The organism is Anaerosacchariphilus hominis, assembly GCF_014290175.1.
In the GTDB taxonomy this organism is placed as follows: Bacteria; Bacillota; Clostridia; order Lachnospirales; family Lachnospiraceae; genus Laedolimicola; species Laedolimicola hominis.
This window is the reverse complement of the sequence record NZ_JACOOR010000008.1, coordinates 26,385-47,694: the sequence shown is the minus strand read 5'-3', so window position 1 is coordinate 47,694 and position 21,310 is coordinate 26,385. Positions and strand designations below refer to the sequence as shown.

Sequence of the window (21,310 nt, the reverse complement as noted above, 5' to 3'; positions counted from 1 at the left end):
CTCTTCCTCCCTACACCTCGATCCCCAGCAGCTTCTTCCCCAGCATCCAGGCTCCCACATAGATCGCCAGGCACAAGGTCATAATCAGTATCCCCGTCAGATTCCCGTACAGGGGATCCAGAAAGCCCCGACTGCCCACCCGCAGATAGAGAAACATGACAAAGGGAATGGCATTCATGATCCGCTGCTCATATCTACGGGAACCAAGGGACGCCGCCACACTCCGCTCTGTCTCCACGGTCTGGGCGATGGTCCTGGCCGTATCATTCATGATACCGATCAGATCGCCGCCGTTCCTCTTTCCCACCGCGAAAATTTCCGCAAAGGTCTCCGCCTCTTCGATCCCGCTTCGCTCACCAAAGTTTTCCATGACGCTCTCTATGGTCTGTCCTCCTTCCATCTTTCTCTGCATAGCCGCCAGTTCCTGTACCATGTCCGCCTTTTCGGAATACATCCGGGTCAGATCCCGCCCGGCTTCCGCCACGGCATTTTCCACAGAATATCCGGCCCGCAGGGCCGCTGCGATGGCCTGCACCGCGTCCTTGAACTGAAGCTTCAGTTCTTCCCTTCGCTGCCGAATCCGGGTTTCCGTTTTATAGCGCAGATAAAAAAGCAATACCAGAGGATAGAGAAGCAGCGCAGCCAGACTGTTATAAAAACAGAATCCCACCAGTCCGGTGAGGGCCCCGGCTTCCAGGGCGTACCGTATGATCTCGTTTCGTTCCAGCCGAAGCTTTCTGTAATCCATCTAAGTTCCTCCTGTTCCCGCGGCCTGAAGCTTTTCCCGGTGTAAAAGCTCTCCCCGGCGTCTTAAGCTTCCCCGCACCCGGTTTTTCCCACCTGTATCCTGTTCTTCTTCCTCAAAGGAAAACAAAGAATGCAGGCAGATTTCCCCGTCCCGGATTCCGTCCACCTCCGCGATCTCCAGTACTCTTCTGCTTCCGTCCCGCAGCCGCCCCAGGTGGACGATCAGATCCACCGCCGAAGCGATCTGCCGCCGGATGGCCGGAAGAGGCAGTTCCATTCCCATCAGGGTCATGGTCTCCAGCCGATTCAGCATATCGGCTGGGCTGTTGGCATGGCCGGTGCTTAAGGATCCGTCATGACCCGTATTCATGGCCTGCAGCATATCCAGGGTCTCTCCGCCACGGACCTCGCCCACGATAATTCGATCCGGCCGCATTCGGAGGGCTGTTCGGATCAGATCCCGGATGGTGATCTCATGCTCGCCTTCCGCATTGGCTCCCCGGGCCTCCAGCCGCACCAGATTCTCCACTCCGATGAGCCGCAGCTCCGCATTGTCTTCGATGGTGATCAGCCGCTCCTCTGAGGGAATGTATTCGGACAGTGCCCCCAAAAGCGTCGTCTTGCCGGAACCGGTTCCACCGCTTACAAAGATGTTATAGCGGGCCCGGATCGCCGCCTTTAAGAATTCCGCGGCCTCCTCCGTCACAGACTCCCAGGCCAGCAGCTGGCTCATTCCCACCGGCGTTCCGGGAAACTTCCGTATGGTGATCACCGGCCCTTTCACCGCGGCGGGCTCCAGCACGATATTTACCCTGGATCCATCCGCCAGACGGGCATCCGCCACAGGACTGGCCCGGGACACGCTGCGGTTACAGAGACTTACGATCTGCTGTACCACATCCTCCAGCCGTTCTCCGGAGGAAAACTTCCGATCCCAGCGTCGGATTCTTCCGTCTTTCTCGATAAAGATATCGCTGGCTCCATTTACCATAATCTCCGTAATCTCCGGATCCTCTATGAGCTCCTGAAGCATGTCCAGTCCCCGCATGGAGTGAAAAACCTCTCTTCTGAGACGCAGCTTCTCGTCCAGAAACAGGGGCTCGTTCCTTCCTGCCTTTAAAACCTCTTCATCGATCAGCTCCAGTACCTCTTCGTCCGTCAGTTCCCGGGACAAGTCCATCCGTTCCCGGACCCTTTGCCGGATCTGTCTTTGCAGTTCTTCCGAATTCTGTCTCATTCCCCACACCACCTTCCGGCGCAGTTTCTGGCCGCAGTCTCCAGTTCCTCATAACTTTTAAAACAGAATCTCTCTTCCCGTTCCCTGACCTGTTCCAGCCCCAGAGCCTCCAGGGTTTCCTCATACTGCCGGATCTTTGCTTTCGCCCTTTCATCCTCCTTCACCGGCATATAGACGGCTTCGCATCGCTCCAGCAGCTCCGGAAGGCCGTCCATGGCACAGTCCGGATCCAGTATCAGAATCTCGTACCGGCTTTCCCGTTCCAGTGTATCCAAAAGCTTTTTCCACTCTTCTCCCGGGATACGGCACAGTTCTCCCGGCACCCGGAAGGGCGGTATATATTCCAGGTTCCCCATCCGCTGAATCACGCTTTCTAGCTTCACCGGAAAAGCTCCTTTGCCCTGATTCAGATAATATAGCAGCTCCGATAAAGTCTGTTCGCTGTCCCCGTACAGTACCTCGAACCCGGAACAGGCCTCCAGATTCAGATACAGGGTTCTTTTTTTCCGGGACAGTTCTTTTCCAAGGGTCACAGCGAAGTCCGTCTTTCCGCATCTCCCCACCGGAGAATACACGGCGATACATTTCATCCGTTCCGGGCGCAGGGCCACCTGTTTTTCTTCTTCCGCCTCCTCCGCGCAGAGACTGAGCAGCTGGCTCAGAAGCTTCCGGCCGGACTGATACTTATAGACGGCCTTTTCCTGCTTTTCCTGCCAGGGTTCTTCCACAAGAAGGATCACATTTTTCCCGGAAAAGCTCTCCTCCAACTCATGTTCCAGAAGCTCCGACAGCAAAATGACGCTCTGCCCCTCTCCGGCCTCCCGGCTGGCCGCCAGCTCTTCCCGGGAACGAAATCCCCTTGCTGCAAAAAGTGGATTTTTCTTTTGGTTTACATAATTCAAAAAATGAAGCAGATAGTTTTCATCCGGATCGCAAACCAGTATCTGTTTTGTTTTCATCTGAGTCCTCCTCTGTAACACAGAAGTCCCGTCAGAAGACTGACTGACAGCTGGATTCCCAGGGCGGCTCCCAGCATCAGAACCCGGATTCTTATCTTTCGCACCCTGTTTTGCCACAGCGCACGCAAAAATTTGCTCCTCCTTTTATGTGTTCCTGTTGGAAATAGTGGGTTGATTCAACCCTGAATGATAACCGGCTTTCGCCGATTCTTAGAATGTTACCTGATCGATCATGTCTGCATTATAGCGTTTCCTGTTTTTTCTGTCTATTGTAAATTTTTCACAAAATTCCAAAGGCTGCAATCCCGTAAAGCAGCCCGAGCCCGCTGATTCCAAGGCTTCCGACTGTCAAAAGGGTCAGGAGATTCAGGCCTACAAATATGGAAATATTCTGGGAAATCAGTATCGCGTTGATGAGTTTTATTCCCACAGCCCCAAATACCATACGAAGCAGAAAGTTCAGGATTTTCATAATGTCCGCCTGTTTCTTTTTTTCAAATATATGGCTTCCGGATCCAGGATATGCTATTTCCCGTATATTTTTCAGATACCCTGTCTATACTCATATCATAAAATATTTTCCGGATACGGGGGTTTTTATGGGATTCTTTAAGAAAGAAGAGCCACTGGAGGAGTATGAACGTTTCTCGGCCAGACGGCAGCTGATGGAAGACCTGACACTTACTAAGAATGCGTTGGACACGGCCTACGCAAATTTTGAATCGGTGGTCGATCCGGATCTGATCGACTGTTATACTTATGAGATTTATTCGGTGCAGAAGCGCTATAAGTTTCTGCTGGAGCAGGTGCGGCAGATTGAGGTGGAGAAGTTTCGTTGAGTCTGCCTTTCGACGTACGAACAGGAGAGTCCTTGCCCGGAACATACGCCCGATTTTTGGCATTTCGCCCGCGCGGCTGATCCGCGGCAGGCGAAACACTCAAAAATCAAGCTAACATATTCCGGGCAAGGACTCTCCTGTTCTGTCATCGATGAAATCTACTTATTTCTTAAAAAACCAGCTCGAAAAGCAGGAGCCCATCCTGACTGATGTTAGCGCGGCTTCCGATAGGCGAACACACTGGCAGCTGCGGCGAGAGCATGTCTGAGCGCCCGAAGGGCGTGAGTTTGCGGTAGCCGCAGCGAATCAGCCGTGTGTGAGTTATTGGAAACGCAAGCGTATCAGTCAGGATGGGCTCCTGCTTTTTGAGCGTCCCTTTTATGAAATTTTATCCTCTAGCAGATCTCTGCTCCTGCCGGCATATCCTTCTCCGGCGTCATCAGGGACAGGTTTCCCTCTGCGTCCTCGGCGCACAGCAGCATTCCTTCGGAGAGGATGCCTGCCAGCTTGGCGGGCTTCAGGTTCACGACTACCATGACCTTCTTGCCGACCATTTCCTCCGGTGTGTAATGAGACTTAATGCCGGATACGATCTGCTTTACCTGGCTTCCGATACGGACCTGGGAGCACAGAAGCTTCTTGGACTTCTTCACGGCCTCGCAGGCAATGATTTCGCCCACCTGGAACTGCAGCTTCGCGAAGTCGTCGAAGGTAATCTCTGCCTTCGGCTCAATGTCGATGACATCAGCTGCTTCCTCTTTTGCCTCTTCCGGCTCTTCCTTTGCAGCCGCGTCCGCAGCCTTCCTTGCCTCGACCTTCTCCAGAACCTCTTTCACGTCCAGACGCGCGAACAGGATCTCCGGCTTGTCGGTTACCTTATTGCCGGACTGATACAGACCGAACATGTTCATAACCTCCAGGGAACGCTTTCTCGCGCCCAACTGTGCCAGGATCTTCTCGGCAGTCTCCGGCATGAACGGCTCAAGAAGGCTTGCGCCGATGCTGATGCTTTCTACTAGGTTGTAGAGTACGGTCGCCAGGCGATCCTTCTTGCTCTCATCCTTGGCCAGGGCCCAGGGCATGGTCTCGTCGATGTATTTGTTGCAGCGCTTGAACAGGTTAAAGATCTCGGTGATGGCGTCTGCCACGCGCAGATCGTCCATTTTCGCAGAAGCCTTCTCTGCAGCGCTTACAGCAGCCTCGCGAAGCTCCCGGTCCACCGGCTCCAGCACGCCTGTGTTATTGACCACGCCGTCAAAGTACTTGTTGGACATGGATACGGTACGGTTCACCAGATTGCCCAGGGTGTTAGCCAGATCAGAGTTCATACGCTCCACCATCAGCTCCCAGGTGATCACGCCGTCGTTGTCGAAGGGCATCTCATGCAGCACGAAGTAACGCACCGCGTCCACGCCGAACATATCTACCAGATCGTCCGCGTAGAGCACATTTCCCTTGGACTTGCTCATTTTGCCGTCGCCCTGCAGCAGCCACGGATGACCGAATACCTGCTTCGGCAGCGGCAGATCCAGTGCCATCAGGAAAATGGGCCAGTAAATGGTATGGAAACGGATGATATCCTTGCCGATCAGATGCAGATCTGCCGGCCACTCCTTCTTGAACAGGTCGCTGGACTCTCCATCGCACTCATAGCCGATGCCGGTGATGTAGTTGGTCAGCGCGTCCAGCCATACATATACCACATGCTTCGGGTCGAAATCCACCGGGATACCCCATTTGAAGGAGGTACGGGATACGCAGAGATCCTGCAGGCCCGGAAGCAGGAAGTTATTCATCATCTCATTTTTTCTGGAAACCGGCTGAATGAATTCCGGATGCTTATTGATATGGTCAATCAGGCGGTCAGCGTATTTGCTCATACGGAAGAAATAAGCCTCTTCCTTAGCCGGCTGCACCTCGCGGCCGCAGTCCGGACACTTGCCGTCCACCAGCTGGGACTGGGTCCAGAAGGACTCGCAGGGAGTACAGTACATACCCTCGTAAGCGCCCTTGTAGATATCGCCCTGGTCATACAGCTTCTTAAAGATCTTCTGTACCTGCTTCTCGTGATAATCATCGGTGGTACGGATGAATTTATCATAGGAAGTATTCATCAGATCCCAGATGCGCTTAATCTCGCCGGACACATTGTCCACGAATTCCTTCGGAGTAACGCCTGCCTCCTCAGCCTTCAGCTCGATCTTCTGACCGTGCTCGTCGGTTCCGGTCTGGAAGAATACGTCGTAGCCCTGGAGTCTCCGGAAACGGGCGATGGCGTCCGCCAGTACGATTTCATAGGTGTTTCCAATGTGGGGCTTGCCGGATGTGTAGGCAATGGCCGTGGTCATGTAAAACTTTTTCTTTTCCATTTTTTACCTCTCTTTTCTCTGCAAACGAAAGATCAAGAAAGAATCCTGCTTTGCAGGATTCTCCGCCTGCGGCGGGTCGCTCCAGCGACACAATTCCATTCCGCCGCAGTGCGATCCCCCGGAGGGTTTTGCTCTATAGGAAGCATAACTTTTACACTTTCATATAGTATCATGTTTCCTATAGAGCAAAAAAACCCCGTCTTCCTTATATCTTAAAGAAGACGGGGATGATTCCCGTGTTACCACTTCTGTTCACCGAACCCTCGCGGATCCGGCCTCTGCGGGTACCTGCATACCCTGACGCTGTAACGGGCGCACCCATCACGGCTTATCGCAAAACCATTTCCCATATAGAAATCCCTTCGCGTTCATCCGTGCCGCTCAGAAACCATCTTCAGCCGTTTTATCTCCATCCCTCTCAGCCACCGGGAATTCTCTGTAAAAGACGCATACAGCCTACTCTTTTCTTCATCGCGTTTGCATTTTGCTCAGATAAAAGAAGCGTAACACGGCCAAAACCTTTTGTCAAGCCTGCCGACTTTTCTTCTCTTATTCCTTTAAAAATTTTCAGTTTTTTATCGAATTTCGATGCTTATTTTTGTTGAAATTTACTCTTTAACTTTAAAAAATCAGTGCTATAATAATCACCGTAAATGAATATAGAACCACTTAACAATACCTGTTTGTTACACAAAGTGGAAGGCTGCTAAGCGATTCAGATTTTGGAGGAAAAGATAAATGAATACTTTAAAAGCTGAAAAAAGAGACATGTTGACGAAAGCCAAGAAACTTAGACGTGAAGGTTATGTTACCGGCAATATCTACGGCCGCGAGATGAAGGAATCCATTCCTCTTCAGATTACCAAGGCAGACGCTGAGAAAATCTTAAGATCCGAAGGAAAAGGAAGCCAGGTAATGCTGGAGGTCGCAGGCGAGACCTACGACGCGCTGATTAAGGAGATCGATTATGATTCCTTAAGAGGACAGCTTCTGGAGATCGATTTCCAGGCACTGGTAAGCAATGAGAAGGTTCATTCCGTAGCTGAGGTGATTCTGCTTGGTCAGGACGACGTACAGGCCGGTGTGGTACAGCAGATGCTTCAGGAAATTACCTACAAGGCACTGCCCGCAGATCTGGTTGACAGGATCAAAGTAGATGTCAGTCACATGAAGGTGGGCGAGACACTGAAGGTAAAGGATCTGGATATTGCCAAGAATCCTGCCATTGACCTGCACACTTCCCCGGAAGCTACCGTTGCTACCGTCATCGAAGTTCACAACTCTACCGTAGATGCGGATGAAGATGCTGACGGCGAGACCGCAGAGGCATAATCAAACAGAACAGTGGAATAAATAAGGGGCCTGCTCCAGAGGGAGCGGGCTTCTTTTTTGTGTGAATTTTTCATACACTTCTTTAAGATCTCTTTCGGTGGTTCCCTATGAAACTGTTATGTAAGCACCTGTCTTTTTTTCTGTTACTCTCTGCACTTCTTTTTGCAGCGATTCTCCTCTCCCATTCCTGTCTGTCTGGATCGGACACGTCTTCCGCCGATGAAGTCTTTGAAGCCTACACCGACGACCTGTTCCGCACCTGTATCACGGAAAGCACCCTGAATCTCCACTATACCCTGGCTGACCCGGAGACCTTTGGTATCCCACGGGTTCCTGCCACCTTCGCCAGAGATTCTGAATACAGCTCCCTTTCTTCTGCCACTGTTCTGGAAAACGCCCTGGAGCGGCTGTCGGACTTCGATCCGGATGCACTCTCCTCCTCTAACCGGCTCACCTGGAAGATTCTGGATGCGCAGCTCCCCCGGGAATTGGCTCTGTCCTCCTTTTCCTTTTACGGGGAGCCCTGCAGTCCCTTGCTTGGCGTCCAGGCCCAGCTGCCGGTGCTGCTGGCGGAATATGCCTTTTACTGCAGGAAGGATATCGATGACTACCTTGCCCTGCTGAACCAGCTGGACGCTTATTACAGAGCACTGCTGACCTACCAGGAACAGAAGGCGGAGGCCGGACTCTTTATGTCTTCCGACACTGCCTCCCGCGTCATGGAGGGCTGCCGCAGCTTTTTGCAGAACCAGGATCAGCATTTTCTGCTTACTTCTTTTTCCGAGCGGCTTGCGGAGGCGGATTTTCTCTCAGATCAGGAACGGGCTTCTCTGGAGGAGGCCAATCGGGACGCTCTGACCGATCATGTCTTTCCTGCCTATGAACTGCTGCTTCAGGGCTTTTCCCGGCTCCGAGATTCCGGCCGGAATGAGGGCGGCCTCTTCCATTTTCCGGAAGGGCGGGCTTACTACCAGGCTCTGGTAGATTCTGTCATCGGATCTGGGCGTTCCATCCCGGAGATCCGAAGTCTCATCGAAGATCAGCTTCTTTCGGACGCCCGGCTCATGGCCGATCTCACCGCCCGGCGTCCGGAACTGATAACGGATCTGTCCGGGGAACTGGATCCGGGCTCTGCCCGGACCCCGGAGCAGATTCTGGAGCATTTACAGTCAGCCTGCTCCGGGGACTTTCCTGCCCTTGCCGATGAACTGACCTATACGGTCAAAACCGTGGTCCCCTCCCTGCAGAAGCAGCTGAGCCCTGCCTTCTACCTGACTCCACCTCTGGATCGCATGGAAAGCCACGTGATCTACATTAATCCGGCCGCAGGCTGCCAGGGCCTCTCTCTCTTCACCACCCTGGCCCATGAGGGCTTTCCCGGCCACCTGTATCAGACGGTTTTTGAGGCTTCCTGCCAGCCGGATCCGGTCCGCAGTCTCTTTTACTTCGGCGGGTATGTGGAGGGCTGGGCCGCATACGCGGAACGGTTTTCTTACGGTTACGCAAAGCTGGATCCGGATCTGGCAGAGCTTCTTGGCGCCCACTCCTTTTTTCTGCTGGGTCTTTACGCCCGTTCCGATATCGGCGTCCACTGGGATGGCTGGAGCCAGGAAGAGCTGAACCGCTTCTGGGAGGGGTATGGCATCCGAAATACCGCTGCTCTTACAGAGATCTGGCAGGCCATTCGACAGGATCCCGCCAATTACCTTAAGTACTACGCGGGCGCTCTGGAGATCCTGAAGCTGCGGCAGGAAGCGGAAACTGCCCTGGGCGGCCGATTTTCTCTGAAAGACTTTCACAGCTTCCTACTCCGCACAGGCCCCGCTCCTTTTTCCGTCATCCGGTCCTGTCTCCCCTTCCGGACCGCTCTGGATTAGCTCCGGACTGTCACCCCGGCAGAGCCATCTGCCCGCCCAGCCACACACTGACTCCGATCCCCACCGCAGTGGCCAGCAGCGCGCCGGGCAGGGTATAACGGGTCTTTTTCACCCCGGCTGTCATAAAATAAATACTCATGGTATAAAAAATTGTCTCCGTACACCCCATGAGAATCGAGGCCACCAGACCCAAATAAGAGTCCGTCCCATATTCCTTGAAGAGATCCAGGGCCAGCCCGGTGGCTGCCGAGGCTGAAAACATCCGCACCAACGTCAGCGGAACCAGCTCCGCCGGAAAATGCAAAAGCTTCGTCACCGGAGCGAGGATTTCCGCCAGAAACTCCAGAAAGCCTGAGGCCCGCAGCACTCCCACCGCCGTCATCAGGCCTACCAGGGTCGGCATAATTTTAATTACCGTACGAAAGCCTTCCTCCGCCCCCTTGATAAAGTCCTCATAGACAGGCCGCCCGGCTTCCAGCCCCCGGGCCACCACATAAAAGATCAGAAAGGGCACCAGGATTTCCGACAGATAAAGGAGAACCCGAATCATCGCCCGCCTCCTTTTCTCCCCATATTCCTGCTCTTGCAGAACAGCACCGCAGCCACTGCGCTCAGCAGGGTCGCCACCAGGGACGGAGCCAGAATCGCTGCCGGATTCTCACTTCCGTACTGGCTCCGGTAGGCAATGATATTAATGGGAATCAGCTGCAGGGACGCGATGTTCAGTACCAGAAAGGTACACATCTCATTTCCGGCCGTGCCCTTTGGCCGGCCAACGCCACGCTTTCTCCGCTCCTCCTCCAGATCCCGCAGGGCTTCCATAGCCTTCAGTCCCGCAGGCGTGGCCGCCCAGCCCAGTCCGAAGATATTGGCGATGATATTCGTGGTCATATATTCCCGAGCCTTATGCTCCTTCGGAAGCTCCGGAAACATAAAGTCCATAAAGGGCTGCAGCAGCCTGGCCGCGCCCCGGATAATGCCGCTCTTCTGGGCGATCTCCATCAGTCCCACCCACAGGGACAGAACACCTGTCATGGTGATACACAGAGTCACTGCCTCCTTGGCCGAATCCAGAGCCGCCCCGGTCAGATCCGGAAGCCGCCCCCGGAAAGCCCCGTACAGGACCCCCACCAGAAGCATCAGGGCCCACAGATAGTTCAGCATAGGTTATCCCCTTTTCCTTTTTGGTATATATATGTCCCGGATCCCTGCCTGTATGTCCCCCTTTCCCTCTTCCCGATTTACTCAATTTTTCAGATATTTCCATGCAGTATAAATTTTCCTCTTTAATTTTCCTTTTTATCCTTTTTTCATACATTTTTTACATTTCCTTTCGAGGTTTTTGTGGAATCAGTGAAATTTACTATTGGAATCCATGGGATTATTTGCTATAATAGTCGAATCAAGTGTTACCATCAAATAAGGAGGAGAAGCAATGAAGAACACCGGAGTTGTCAGAAGACTGGATGAACTCGGACGTATCACGCTTCCAATGGAATTACGAAAAGTATTCGGCATTGAAGAACGCGATTCTCTTGAGATCTATGTTGAAGATGACAAAATTATTTTAAAAAAGTATGCACCGACGGATATTTTCACTGGAGAGAGAGAAGATCTCATTGAATTCCATGGCAAGATGGTGTCAAAAAAGTCAATTGAAGAATTGGCAAAGAAGGCGAACTTGATTTAAGTGTCCGTAAAAAACCGGCAGACCACATACGTGGTTACCGGTTTTTCTTTTATTCTGCTTTATTCTGTTTCCAAAAGCGCCTGGTAGATATCCCGGCGGGACACGCCCCGATCCCGGGCCGCCAGCCGCATAGCTTCTTTTCTGGAATTTCCCTGTTTTTCATAGAGCTCCACATGCTCCGCAGGCGTCATTTTCTCCCATTCCGCCTGCTTTTCCTGCTGCAGCTCCTTCACATCCCGGCCCTCCAGCACCAGCACGCATTCCCCTCTGGGCTCCTCCGCCGTATAATGTCGGATGGCCTGCTCCAGGTCAGTCCGGAACACGGTTTCATACTTTTTCGTCAACTCCCGGCACACGGACAGCCGCCGATTCCCCAGGGTCTCCAGAAGCTCCTCAAGGGTACGCACCAGCCGATGGGGCGCTTCGTATAAAACGATGGTCCGGGTCTCTTCCTTCAGCTCCTCCAGAACGGCTTTCCGTTCCTTTTTATCTGAAGGCAGAAAGGCTTCAAAGGCGAAACGTCTCGTTCCCAGCCCCGACAGCGTCAAGGCTGTCACACAGGCACAAGCTCCCGGCAAAACGGTCACGGTGATTCCCGCCTCCGCGCACATTTTCACCAGCTCCTCTCCCGGATCAGAGATACCCGGCATGCCCGCGTCGGTGATCAGGGCGATATTCTTTCCCTCCCGCAGCTTCTCCACCAGTTCCCGGCCCTTGTCAAACTTATTGTACTCATGATAGCTGGTCATGGGCGTATGAATTTCAAAATGATTCAGAAGCCGGATACTGTTCCGCGTATCCTCCGCCGCGATCAGATCCACTTCCTTTAATACCCGCAGAACCCGGAAGGTGATATCCTCCAGATTCCCGATAGGGGTGGCGCACAAATATAAGCTTCCCTGCATCCGCCTGTCCTCCTGCTTCGTTCTAATATCCGTAAATATCGTAGATTTCATCCATATAGACCCCGGGCTCCTTATAGACGATGAGCGGTTTCTCCACCGTCATCCGGGAACGGCCGCCCCGGCTGGCCTCCAGAAGCACCATATTGGGCTCCCGATCCACGTAAGGGTACACCAGCTGCATCCGCTTGGGCTCCAGCCGGCAGCTCACCAGCATGGTTATAATTTCTGCCAGGCGGAAGGGTCTGTGAACCAGATAAAACCGGCCGCCCGACCGCAGAATCTTCGCTGCCTCCCGCGCCACGTCTTCAAAGGTACACAGCACCTCATGGCGGGCAATGGCCTTTGGCAGATCCGGATTCACCAGTCCGTGATTTCCCGTCATGTAGGGCGGATTGCAGGTCACCACATCAAAAGAAGCCGCTCCAAAGACAGAAGCCGCTTCCTTTATATCGCCCTGTACAATGGAAATCGAATCCTGCAGGCCATTCAGCTCCACGCTGCGTCTGGCCATATCCGCACTCTCCTCCTGGATCTCCAGCCCGGTAAAATCCCGTCCCGGCGTCTTTCCCCGGAGCAAAATGGGGATAATCCCCGTGCCGGTTCCCAGATCCAGCGCCCGTTCTCCCTTTTTCACCCGGGCAAAGCCGGACAGTAGCACCGCGTCCATGCCAAAACAGAATTTATTCGGATTCTGAATGATCTGATAGCCGTTTCGCTGCAGATCGTCCAGCCTTTCTCCATCTTTCAGTTTAGTTGTCATTCAGCTTTGATTTCCTCTCCTGCTTCTCCAGGGCCTCCAGCTTCTTCAGCTCCTTCTCCACAGAGCCGCCTCCCTTGTCGCCCTTCTCCTTCCGCTTCCGGGGACGGAACTTCAGCTCTTCCACCGGATACTCCCGGATCTCCTTCTCGTCGCCATCCACGGTCACCACCACCTTGACCTTCTGGCGCAACACATTTACGCTCTGTACCTCGCCCTTCAGTCCATCCGCGGTGGTCACATAGTCGCCCACACCCGGAAGATGGCTGTTCAGTTCCTCGTAGGTCTCCTGCTCGTGTTTCAGACAACACATGAGTCTGCCGCACACACCGGAAATCTTTGTGGGATTCAGGGACAGATTCTGTTCCTTGGCCATCTTGATGGATACAGGAACAAACTCGGACAGATGGGTATGGCAGCACAGGCTTCTTCCGCAAATTCCGATGCCTCCCAGCATCTTTGTCTCGTCACGGACGCCGATCTGCCGCAATTCGATCCGGGTACGGAATACGCTGGCCAGATCCTTTACCAGATCCCGGAAGTCGATTCTTCCGTCCGCAGTAAAATAAAACAGGACTTTATTATTGTCAAAGGTATATTCCGCCTGGATCAGCTTCATTTCCAGGCCGTGCTTTTTGATCTTTTCCTGACAAATCCGAAAGGCCTCTTTCTCCTTAAACCGATTCGCCGCTTCCTTCGTATCATCTTCCGGTGTGGCGATGCGCAGTACCGGCTTCAGGGGCTGAATGATCTTCTTATCATCCACCTCTTTTGTACCCACTACCACATAGCCGTATTCCACGCCCCGGGCCGTCTCCACGATAACATGCTTCCCCTTGGGAATATACAGCTTTCCCGGGGAAAAGAAGTAAATCTTTCCGGCGTTTCGGAATCTGACTCCTATGACCTTTTCCATTCTAATTCTCCTTTATCGTAAGCAGAAGAAGCTCCATGGTCAGCTCAAAGTTGACATTGGCTTTCAGACGCACTTTCGCTTTCTCCAGCGCTTTTATGATGGTTTCCAGTCCCTCGTAGGAACTCTTTTTCGCACGGGCGCTGATATAATTGATCTCATCGGAAAATACCAGACCGTCTATCTTCTGGGTCGCCTTGAACAGCAGCACGTCCCGATACCAGAGCATGATCAGATCCAGATAATCTTCGATCTCCGTCTTATACTCGGTAACCCGTCGGACCGCGTCGGTAATCTCGCTGATCTCCATATCGTCAATATGGCGCATCAGATGTACCACATGATCTTTAAGCTCCGTAAACTGCTCCGACTCCGCCAGTTTCCTGGCCCGTCCCACATTGCCCCGGGCAAAAGCCGTACACACGTCCGCCTGATAGTCAGGCACATGAAGCTGCTCCATCAGATAGTCCCGAATCAGAGCATCGCGCACCGGGCGCAGCCGCAGGGTCACGCACCGGGAAAGAATGGTCGGCAGAAAGGCATCCGCATTGGTCGTAAGCAAAAGAATGATGCCGTAGGCCGGCGGCTCCTCGATGGTCTTCAGCAGGGCATTCTGAGCCTGCACCGTCATCTTCTCCGCCTCGTCCACAATATAAATCTTCCAGGGACTGCTGTAGGGCCGGATGAGGATATCCCCGCAAAGCTGCTCCCGGATCTCCTCCACGCCGATGGAATTCGGCTTCTCATGGCTCACATAAATGATATCCGGCTGATTGCCGCTCTCCGCCTGCTTACAGGAATGACAGTGCCCGCAGGGCTCCGTTCCGCCCTCCTCGCACTGCAGGGTCTGTGCGAAGGCGGCGGCCAGCATTTTCTTTCCTGCGCCCTCTTCCCCGTCCAATATATAGGCATGGGAGACTTTTTTCAGCTGTATGGCGTTCCGCAGATGTTCGATGATCTGCTCATGTCCGATGATTCCGTTAAAACCTGCCATAGAATCTCCCTCCTTTCTCCACATTCCGTTTTAGTATATCACAGATTTCCATTAAAAAACAGTATTTTTCATACAGGCCATGATTTCTTCCATACAGGCGTCCAGATCCCGGTTATAAAATCGCTTTTCGATGCCCGCTTCCCGGATATGTTCCTCGGAAAAATCCTCGCTGTCCGCCAGAAACCGCCTGCACATTTCCGCGTAGCGGGGTTTCTCCTGGGCGCGCTCCCGGTTAAGGGCCCGCTGGAGCCGTTCTCCATCCTCCACCTCGATATAGAGTGGAACCACCCGTTCCGATCCGTAGTAATCCCGCAGGGCCTTGTAGGACTCCAGCACGCCGATTCCCAGATAGTCTCCGCTCTCCAGATCCGTCGCTTCCGTGTCCGCTGTGAAGTACTTCCACACACCATACACCGTATCGTAAGCCCGCAGCTCGATGACCTTCCCCTGCTCCTGCAAGGCCTTCAGTCCCGCTTCATCGGTAAAATGATACTGCACCCCGGGCTCCTCCCCCGCCCGCATGGGCCGGGTGGTATACAGCACCAGGGGCCGCAGTTTCAGACTTTCTTCCTTCAACAGTCTCTGGAAAATGGTGTCCTTCCCTGAGGAACTTTTTCCTATTACATAAAATAATTTTCCCATCTCTGTTTTCCTTTTATTCCTTACTCTTCCCGCAGTACCCTGAGCAGCGCCCGGCTTCCGCCATGACTCTCCAGTCCGTGTACCTGGAAGCCCTGCTCCATCCAGTCCCGAAGCTCCTCTGTCAACTCCCTGGTCACCTGTTCGCCAGGCGTCAGCACCGGTATGCCCGGCGGATACAGATAGACATAGGTTCCTGCCGTGCGATCCACGCTGTCCTCCAGGGCGCAAAGCGTACTCTCCCGCTCCCAGGCTTCTCCCGGCGCCAGCCGAAGAGGCAGCCCGGGCAGCCGATAGCCGCCGAAATTCCTCTTCTCCGTTTCTGTCTTTTCTATGATTTTCCGTCCTTCCGCCAGTTCCTGATCCAGCTCCAGCAGTGCATCCCTGAGCCGATCGAAGCCTTCTTTTGTATCTGCAATTCCCGCGATAGCCACCACATAGTCCGGCCCGCTCATTTCCATCTGCAGATGATAGCGCTCCCGCAGAAGCTCCGAAAGCCTGCCGCCGGAGATTCCTGCTCTCCCTGTAGAAATCAGGATCTTACTCCGGTCAAAATCCGCCCCCGGACCGAATTCCGTCTGTTTCCTTTTCTCCTGCCATTTACCTCCGTTCTCGCTGTCCGTCCCTGCCAGATACAGAAGCTTCAGCTCCCGGCAGCTCTCCCGGAAGACCCGAAGCTCCCGCTCATGCTCCGCGAACAGTTCTTTTCCATCCTGCTCCAGCAGCTCCATGCAGGCGTCGATGGAAGCCATCAATACATAGGATGGGCTGCTGCTCTGATAGACCGACAGATAGCGGCGCACCTGCTCCCGGTTCGCCAGGCTTCCCTGTAGATGAAGCAGCGCCGTCTGGGTCATAGACGGCAGGGTCTTATGAACACTGTGGATGACCACGTCTGCCCCCGCCCGAAGAGCGTCCTCCGGAAAATACTCCGAAAAGGGGAAATGGGCTCCGTGAGCCTGGTCCACCAGCAGCGGCTTTTCAAAGCGGTGGCAGATCTCAGCGATGTTTCTCACATCCGAGCAGACTCCGTCGTAGGTGGGCGAAGTAATTATCACCGCCTGAATGTCTCTCTCCTTTTCCAGGGCTTTTTCCACATTCTCCGGCAAAATCGCTCCGTTTATCCCCAGCTTTTCGATCTGTTGTGGATAAAGATACACCGGATGCAGAGCCCGCAGCTCCACTCCATGGTACACCGAACGATGACAGTTCCGTGCCATCAGGATCTTTCCACCCCGGCTGGTACAGCCGGATACGGCACTTAAAATGCCCGCCGTACTGCCATTGACCAGAAAATGGGTCTCCTCCGCCCCGTATACCTTTGCAGCCCGTTCTTCCGCCCGGACCAGGATCCCGTCCGCCTCCGGATGATGCAGGTCGTCAAAGCCATCGATCTCCGTGATATCGATCTGATAAGGATTCTCAAACAGGCCCAGCTGCCGCTTGTGTCCCGGCATGTGAAAGGCATAGTAATCGGAATCCCCATACTTCTTCAGACTCCGGTACAGAGGGCCTCCAAATTCTGTTGTGACTGTCTTTTTCTGATTTATATCCATAGTTGTATCCTTGGCTCCTTATGAACAGCATTTTAGCACAGGGGAGACAGAATTGTAAATTCAAAAGGCTCCCATGTACAGAACCTTTCCATACATGAGAGCCTTGATCTTTCTTTTTCTTATTCCGAACCCCTGATTTAGATATTCAGCAGATCGCTGTATGCCTTCAGAGCCCCGTCAGTCTCATGAGCCAATACCCGCTTTGCCAGTACCTTGCCCAGCTGTACGCCCTCCTGGTCAAAGCTGTTGAGATTCCATGTGAAGCCCTGGAACATGATCTTATTCTCAAAGTGGGACAGCAGCGCGCCCAGGCTCTCCGGAGTCAGCTGCTCGCCGATGATGATACTGGAGGGACGGCCGCCTGCGAAATACTTATTCTGGTTCTCATCCTCTTTGCCGCATGCGAAAGCCATGATCTGGGCTGCCACATTGGCGCAGAGCTTCTGCTGACTGGTGCTTCCCTGAATCACCACATCGCTGCCGCACTGGTTCTGCTTAAAGCCTACAAACTGCAGCGGTACGATATTCGTTCCCTGATGAAGCAGCTGATAAAAGGAATGCTGCCCGTTGGTGCCCGGCTCGCCGAAAAGCACCGGTCCGGTCACATAGTTTACCGGCTCGCCAAAACGGTTTACAGACTTGCCGTTGGACTCCATATCTGCCTGCTGCAGATGGGCCGGGAAGCGGTTCAGGGCCTGGGAGTAGGGAAGTACGGCTGTGCATCCCATCTCCAGCACGTTCCGCTCATATACGCCGATGAGGGCATCCAGCATAGCCGGATTCTCCAGAAGATTTTCCTTCTTCGCCAGCTCGTCCTCTGCGGCCGCGCCTGCCAGGAAGCGTTCGAACACCTCCGGTCCGAAGGCCAGGGACAGTACGGCTCCGCCCACTGGGGATGTGGAGGAATAACGTCCGCCGATATAATCATCCATGAAGAAGGCTGCCAGATAGTCGTCGCTCTTTGCCAGCAGCGAAGTCTCGCTGGTGACTGCCAGCATGTGTCTGGAGGGATCCAGGCCTGCCTTTTCCAGGGCGTCCTTTACGAAGGACTCGTTGGTCAGGGTCTCCAGCGTGGTGCCGGACTTGGATACCAGTACGAACAGGGAATGTGCCACGTCGATGGAGGCCAGAACGGCTGCCGCGTCGTCCGGATCCACATTGCTGATAAACTTCGCTTCCATCTTGAAGGTGCCATTCTTCTTCGCCCAGTTCTCCAGGGCCAGATACATGGCGCGGGGGCCCAGGTCGCTTCCGCCGATACCGATCTGTACCACGGTGGTGAACTTCTCTCCTGCTGCATTGGTGATCTCGCCTGCGTGTACCTTATTGGCAAACTCTGTCACCTTCTTCTGCTGCTCCAGATAGAACTCGCGCTTGTCCACGCCGTCTGCCTCTACCTTGTCACCCAGCTGTCCGCGGGTCAGGTGATGCAGTACCAGGCGCTTCTCGCCGGTATTGATGACTTCTCCATTGTAAAGAGCTGCGAACTTCTCGGTCAGCTGCGCTTCCTTCGCCAGCTTCGCCAGAGCCTCCAGCACCTGATCATCCACGGCCTTCGCCGCATAGTTGTATGCCATGCCCTCTGCCATGGGCACGCTGTATTTCTTCACGCGCTCCGCTCCGTTTTCACCGGACATAACCTCTTTCAGGTTCACGCGCGCCGTATTTTTCAGTTCCTGATAACTTTCCAGTGTATCCAGGTTCTTCCATGTTACCATAATAAATGATTCCCTCCGTTTCTGAAAACAACTTTCTAACATTGGTATTGTACCATATTTATACAGGTTGATCTACCCCGGAAGCCGTTAATTTTCCCGCACCGCATCCTTCATACTCTTCACATACTCCTTCACCTTCGGCACACACTCCGCGCCATAGGCCGCGCAGAGCTTGACGATGGCGGATCCCACGATGGCTCCGTCGGACTGAGCCGCCATATTCTTCGCCTGCTCCGGTGTGGAGATGCCGAAGCCTACCGCGCAGGGGACGTCCTTGGCTTCTTTTACCATCTTCACCATGGCCCCGATATCTGTGGTGATTTCCGTCCGGGTTCCGGTGACACCGAGAGAAGATACGCAGTAGACGAATCCGTTCGCCTCCTTCGCGATCATTTTGATACGCTCATGGGAGGTGGGGGCAATCAGGGAAATCAGGTCGAGGCCATACTTCTTGCAGGGGATGTCAAATTCTTCCTTTTCCTCGAAGGGGACATCCGGGAGAATCAGACCGTTCATTCCTATTTCCGCCGCCTTACGAATAAAGTCCTCCGTGCCTTTTCCGTAGGAAAATACCACGTTGGCATAGGTCATGAATACCATGGGAATGTCGGTTTTTTGCCGGATCCGTTCCACCATGGCAAATATCCTGTCCGTGGTCGCGCCGCCCGCCAGGGCACGCATGTTGGCCGCCTGAATCACCGGACCCTCGGCTGTGGGATCTGAAAACGGAATACCCAGCTCGATTAAATCCGCTCCCGCTTCTTCGCAGGCGTACACCAGCTGTTCTGTGATATCCAGCGACGGGTTGCCGCAGGTGATAAACGGGATAAATGCCTTTCCGTTTGCAAATGCGTCTGAAATTTTTTTATTCATGACTCTCTTACTCATGAAGATCCTCCCCTCTGTAGCGGGCAATGGCGGCGCAGTCCTTGTCGCCCCGGCCTGAAATGGTAACGACGATAATCTGATCCTTCCCCATGGTCGGTGCCAGTTTTCTGGCATAGGCCACCGCATGGGCGCTCTCAATGGCCGGGATAATACCCTCGGTCCGGGACAGATACTCGAAGGCATCCACAGCCTCGTCGTCGGTCACCGGCACATACTGAGCCCGGCCCATATCGTAGAGATGTGCGTGCTCCGGCCCCACGCCCGGATAATCCAGGCCCGCGGAAATGGAGTATACCGGCGCGATCTGTCCGTATTCATCCTGGCAGAAATAGGACTTCATACCGTGGAAGATCCCTAAGCGTCCGGTGGCAATAGTTGCCGCCGTCTCCGCCGTATTCACGCCCCGTCCTGCTGCCTCGCAGCCAATCAGCTGCACCTCCGGGTTCCCGATGAAATGATAGAAGCTTCCGATGGCATTGGAGCCGCCGCCCACGCAGGCCAGCACCGCATCCGGCAGCCGTCCTTCCTTTTCCATGAGCTGCTGCCTGATCTCCTTGGAAATAACCGCCTGAAAGTCTCTTACGATCGTCGGAAACGGATGGGGTCCCATGACGGACCCCAGCACATAATGGGTATCCGCGATCCGGTTTGTCCACTCCCGCATGGTCTCGGAAACCGCGTCTTTCAGGGTGGCCGTTCCGCTGGTAACCGCATGCACCTTTGCGCCCAGCAGCCGCATCCGATACACGTTCAGTGCCTGCCGCTCCGTATCCTCTTTTCCCATGAAAATCTCACATTCCATGTCCATGAGCGCCGCGGCGGTGGCCGTGGCTACGCCGTGCTGGCCTGCGCCGGTCTCGGCAATGACGCGGGTCTTGCCCATCTTTTTCGCCAGCAGCACCTGACCCAGCACATTGTTGATTTTGTGGGCCCCGGTGTGGTTCAGATCTTCACGCTTCAGATAGATCTTCGCGCCGCCCAGATCTCTGGTCATACGCTCCGCGTAATAAAGTCTGGAGGGACGGCCTGCGTAATCGTTCAGAAGCTCGGTGAGCTCCCGGTTGAATTCCGGGTCGTCCTTATAGTGATTATAGGCCTCTTCCAGCTCAATCACTGCGTTCATCAGTGTTTCCGGAATGTACTGGCCTCCGTGGATTCCAAATCTTCCCTTTGACATATTGTTCCTCCTGTATGTTGGCTGCGCGTTTTCCGCCCAGTCTGATCGTTTCTATCTTTTATCTCTTTTACCGGGAACCGGTTTCCAGTGTTCGCACCATTTCCACCGCCGCCTGTATCTTCGCCGGATCCTTTACGCCATCCGTCTCCAGGCTGCTGCTTAAATCCACCGCCCAGGGCTTCACCTGGGAAATGGCTTCGGACAAATTTACGACGCTGAGTCCGCCCGCCAGGAAAAAGGGCCTTGAAAGCTCCGGCACCAGGGACCAGTCGAAGCACCGGCCGGTTCCGCCGTCTCCCTGATCGAGAAGCAGGTAGTCTGCGGTACTCTGTAAAGCCCGTTCTATATCTGCTTTCGTTCGGATGGAAAAAGCCTGGATCAACGGCTTATCTGTCATCTGCCGCAGTTCCCGGATATAGGCCTCGTCCTCGCCGCCGTGAAGCTGTGCCAGCGCCAGGGTGCCGTCCTTCAGAAGTCCTGCCACCAGTTCCAGGGGCGCGTTTACGAAAACGCCTACAGCCTCTGTCTGTTCCGCCAGGCCTTTTACCAGCTCCCGCACCTGTTCGGCGCTCACATTCCGTCGGCTCTTCGATACTTCGATAACGAAGCCCGCAAAGTCTGGCTTTGCCTCATTCACTGCCTGGATATCTTCGGGCCGTTTCAGGCCGCAGATCTTGATTTTTGTCATGTTCTTTCACTCCTTGCGGCGCGCT

Annotated in this window: 22 protein-coding genes and 1 other annotated feature; of the genes, 4 read left to right on the top strand and 18 right to left on the bottom strand. The window is 54.0% G+C overall.

What is annotated here, in order from left to right; genetic code table 11:
• Nucleotides 1–10 precede the first annotated feature (10 nt).
• The 5 genes from H8S44_RS13330 to H8S44_RS13315 all read right to left on the bottom strand — a co-directional run bounded on the left by H8S44_RS13330 (nucleotide 11) and on the right by H8S44_RS13315 (nucleotide 3,415).
• Entirely contained in the window at nucleotides 11–748 is a 738-nt protein-coding gene (locus H8S44_RS13330; RefSeq protein WP_186872575.1) for a type II secretion system F family protein, read from the bottom strand.
• Nucleotides 749–1,984 carry a CpaF family protein gene (locus H8S44_RS13325; protein ID WP_186872574.1) on the bottom strand — a complete coding sequence of 412 codons (1,236 nt, stop codon included), beginning with the start codon at nucleotides 1,982–1,984 and terminating at the stop codon, nucleotides 749–751.
• A complete protein-coding gene (locus H8S44_RS13320; RefSeq protein ID WP_186872573.1) occupies nucleotides 1,981–2,943 on the bottom strand; it encodes a P-loop NTPase family protein in 963 nt (320 codons plus the stop codon). The genes H8S44_RS13325 and H8S44_RS13320 overlap by 4 nt, the downstream gene beginning before the upstream one ends.
• Nucleotides 2,940–3,071, bottom strand: coding sequence for a hypothetical protein (locus tag H8S44_RS16620; RefSeq protein ID WP_279288101.1), 132 nt, complete (start codon nucleotides 3,069–3,071; stop codon nucleotides 2,940–2,942). The genes H8S44_RS13320 and H8S44_RS16620 overlap by 4 nt, the downstream gene beginning before the upstream one ends.
• Nucleotides 3,072–3,223: 152 nt before the next feature.
• Nucleotides 3,224–3,415 (bottom strand): pro-sigmaK processing inhibitor BofA family protein, encoded by a 192-nt coding sequence (locus H8S44_RS13315; RefSeq protein WP_186872572.1) that lies wholly within the window; start codon nucleotides 3,413–3,415, stop codon nucleotides 3,224–3,226.
• A 127-nt stretch (nucleotides 3,416–3,542) separates the two neighbouring features.
• Between H8S44_RS13315 and H8S44_RS13310 the strand changes: the two genes are divergently transcribed.
• Nucleotides 3,543–3,782, top strand: a complete 240-nt coding sequence (locus tag H8S44_RS13310) for a DUF2508 family protein (RefSeq protein ID WP_186872571.1) — start codon at nucleotides 3,543–3,545, stop codon at nucleotides 3,780–3,782.
• 395 nt (nucleotides 3,783–4,177) lie between these two features.
• Here H8S44_RS13310 and metG read toward each other — a convergent pair whose 3' ends face one another.
• Nucleotides 4,178–6,151, bottom strand: coding sequence for a methionine--tRNA ligase (metG, locus tag H8S44_RS13305; RefSeq protein ID WP_186872570.1), 1,974 nt, complete (start codon nucleotides 6,149–6,151; stop codon nucleotides 4,178–4,180).
• Nucleotides 6,152–6,365: 214 nt separating this feature from the next.
• Nucleotides 6,366–6,632 (bottom strand) — a binding site (T-box leader).
• A gap of 257 nt (nucleotides 6,633–6,889) precedes the next feature.
• Between metG and H8S44_RS13300 the strand changes: the two genes are divergently transcribed.
• Together H8S44_RS13300 and H8S44_RS13295 are read left to right on the top strand one after the other, a co-directional pair.
• Complete coding sequence (locus H8S44_RS13300) at nucleotides 6,890–7,483, top strand: 50S ribosomal protein L25 (RefSeq protein WP_186872569.1); 594 nt, start codon at nucleotides 6,890–6,892, stop codon at nucleotides 7,481–7,483.
• Nucleotides 7,484–7,590: 107 nt separating this feature from the next.
• Nucleotides 7,591–9,360, top strand: a complete 1,770-nt coding sequence (locus H8S44_RS13295; RefSeq protein WP_186872568.1) for a DUF885 domain-containing protein — start codon at nucleotides 7,591–7,593, stop codon at nucleotides 9,358–9,360.
• 10 nt (nucleotides 9,361–9,370) lie between these two features.
• On the opposite strand, the gene H8S44_RS13290 is transcribed toward H8S44_RS13295, so the two are convergent.
• Both H8S44_RS13290 and H8S44_RS13285 read right to left on the bottom strand, forming a co-directional pair.
• A complete protein-coding gene (locus tag H8S44_RS13290) occupies nucleotides 9,371–9,907 on the bottom strand; it encodes a spore maturation protein (protein ID WP_186872634.1) in 537 nt (178 codons plus the stop codon).
• Nucleotides 9,907–10,524, bottom strand: coding sequence for a nucleoside recognition protein (locus tag H8S44_RS13285; protein WP_186872567.1), 618 nt, complete (start codon nucleotides 10,522–10,524; stop codon nucleotides 9,907–9,909). The genes H8S44_RS13290 and H8S44_RS13285 overlap by 1 nt, the downstream gene beginning before the upstream one ends.
• A gap of 271 nt (nucleotides 10,525–10,795) precedes the next feature.
• Between H8S44_RS13285 and H8S44_RS13280 the strand changes: the two genes are divergently transcribed.
• A complete protein-coding gene (locus tag H8S44_RS13280) occupies nucleotides 10,796–11,050 on the top strand; it encodes an AbrB/MazE/SpoVT family DNA-binding domain-containing protein (protein WP_186872566.1) in 255 nt (84 codons plus the stop codon).
• A gap of 59 nt (nucleotides 11,051–11,109) precedes the next feature.
• Here the strand turns inward: H8S44_RS13280 and rsmI are convergent, their stop codons facing one another.
• The 10 genes from rsmI to H8S44_RS13230 all read right to left on the bottom strand — a co-directional run bounded on the left by rsmI (nucleotide 11,110) and on the right by H8S44_RS13230 (nucleotide 21,285).
• Nucleotides 11,110–11,955 (bottom strand): 16S rRNA (cytidine(1402)-2'-O)-methyltransferase, encoded by an 846-nt coding sequence (gene rsmI, locus H8S44_RS13275; RefSeq protein ID WP_186872565.1) that lies wholly within the window; start codon nucleotides 11,953–11,955, stop codon nucleotides 11,110–11,112.
• Nucleotides 11,956–11,977: 22 nt separating this feature from the next.
• The gene (locus H8S44_RS13270; protein ID WP_186872564.1) at nucleotides 11,978–12,715 is read right to left on the bottom strand and encodes a tRNA1(Val) (adenine(37)-N6)-methyltransferase; all 738 of its coding nucleotides are present in this window, start codon (nucleotides 12,713–12,715) and stop codon (nucleotides 11,978–11,980) included.
• Nucleotides 12,705–13,628: a PSP1 domain-containing protein gene (locus H8S44_RS13265; RefSeq protein WP_186872563.1), complete on the bottom strand. Its 924-nt coding sequence runs from the start codon at nucleotides 13,626–13,628 to the stop codon at nucleotides 12,705–12,707. Before H8S44_RS13265 ends, H8S44_RS13270 begins: the two co-directional genes overlap by 11 nt.
• A 1-nt stretch (nucleotide 13,629) precedes the next feature.
• The gene (gene holB / locus H8S44_RS13260; protein WP_186872562.1) at nucleotides 13,630–14,619 is read right to left on the bottom strand and encodes a DNA polymerase III subunit delta'; all 990 of its coding nucleotides are present in this window, start codon (nucleotides 14,617–14,619) and stop codon (nucleotides 13,630–13,632) included.
• A gap of 51 nt (nucleotides 14,620–14,670) precedes the next feature.
• The gene (locus H8S44_RS13255) at nucleotides 14,671–15,261 is read right to left on the bottom strand and encodes a nucleoside/nucleotide kinase family protein (RefSeq protein WP_186872561.1); all 591 of its coding nucleotides are present in this window, start codon (nucleotides 15,259–15,261) and stop codon (nucleotides 14,671–14,673) included.
• A 20-nt stretch (nucleotides 15,262–15,281) separates the two neighbouring features.
• Complete coding sequence (locus tag H8S44_RS13250) at nucleotides 15,282–16,814, bottom strand: aminotransferase class I/II-fold pyridoxal phosphate-dependent enzyme (protein WP_186872560.1); 1,533 nt, start codon at nucleotides 16,812–16,814, stop codon at nucleotides 15,282–15,284.
• A gap of 137 nt (nucleotides 16,815–16,951) precedes the next feature.
• Nucleotides 16,952–18,532: a glucose-6-phosphate isomerase gene (locus H8S44_RS13245; protein WP_186872559.1), complete on the bottom strand. Its 1,581-nt coding sequence runs from the start codon at nucleotides 18,530–18,532 to the stop codon at nucleotides 16,952–16,954.
• 87 nt (nucleotides 18,533–18,619) lie between these two features.
• The gene (gene trpA, locus H8S44_RS13240) at nucleotides 18,620–19,405 is read right to left on the bottom strand and encodes a tryptophan synthase subunit alpha (RefSeq protein ID WP_186872633.1); all 786 of its coding nucleotides are present in this window, start codon (nucleotides 19,403–19,405) and stop codon (nucleotides 18,620–18,622) included.
• Nucleotides 19,406–19,412: 7 nt separating this feature from the next.
• The gene (gene trpB, locus H8S44_RS13235; RefSeq protein WP_186872558.1) at nucleotides 19,413–20,597 is read right to left on the bottom strand and encodes a tryptophan synthase subunit beta; all 1,185 of its coding nucleotides are present in this window, start codon (nucleotides 20,595–20,597) and stop codon (nucleotides 19,413–19,415) included.
• 67 nt (nucleotides 20,598–20,664) lie between these two features.
• Nucleotides 20,665–21,285, bottom strand: a complete 621-nt coding sequence (locus H8S44_RS13230) for a phosphoribosylanthranilate isomerase (protein ID WP_186872557.1) — start codon at nucleotides 21,283–21,285, stop codon at nucleotides 20,665–20,667.
• Nucleotides 21,286–21,310 lie beyond the last annotated feature (25 nt).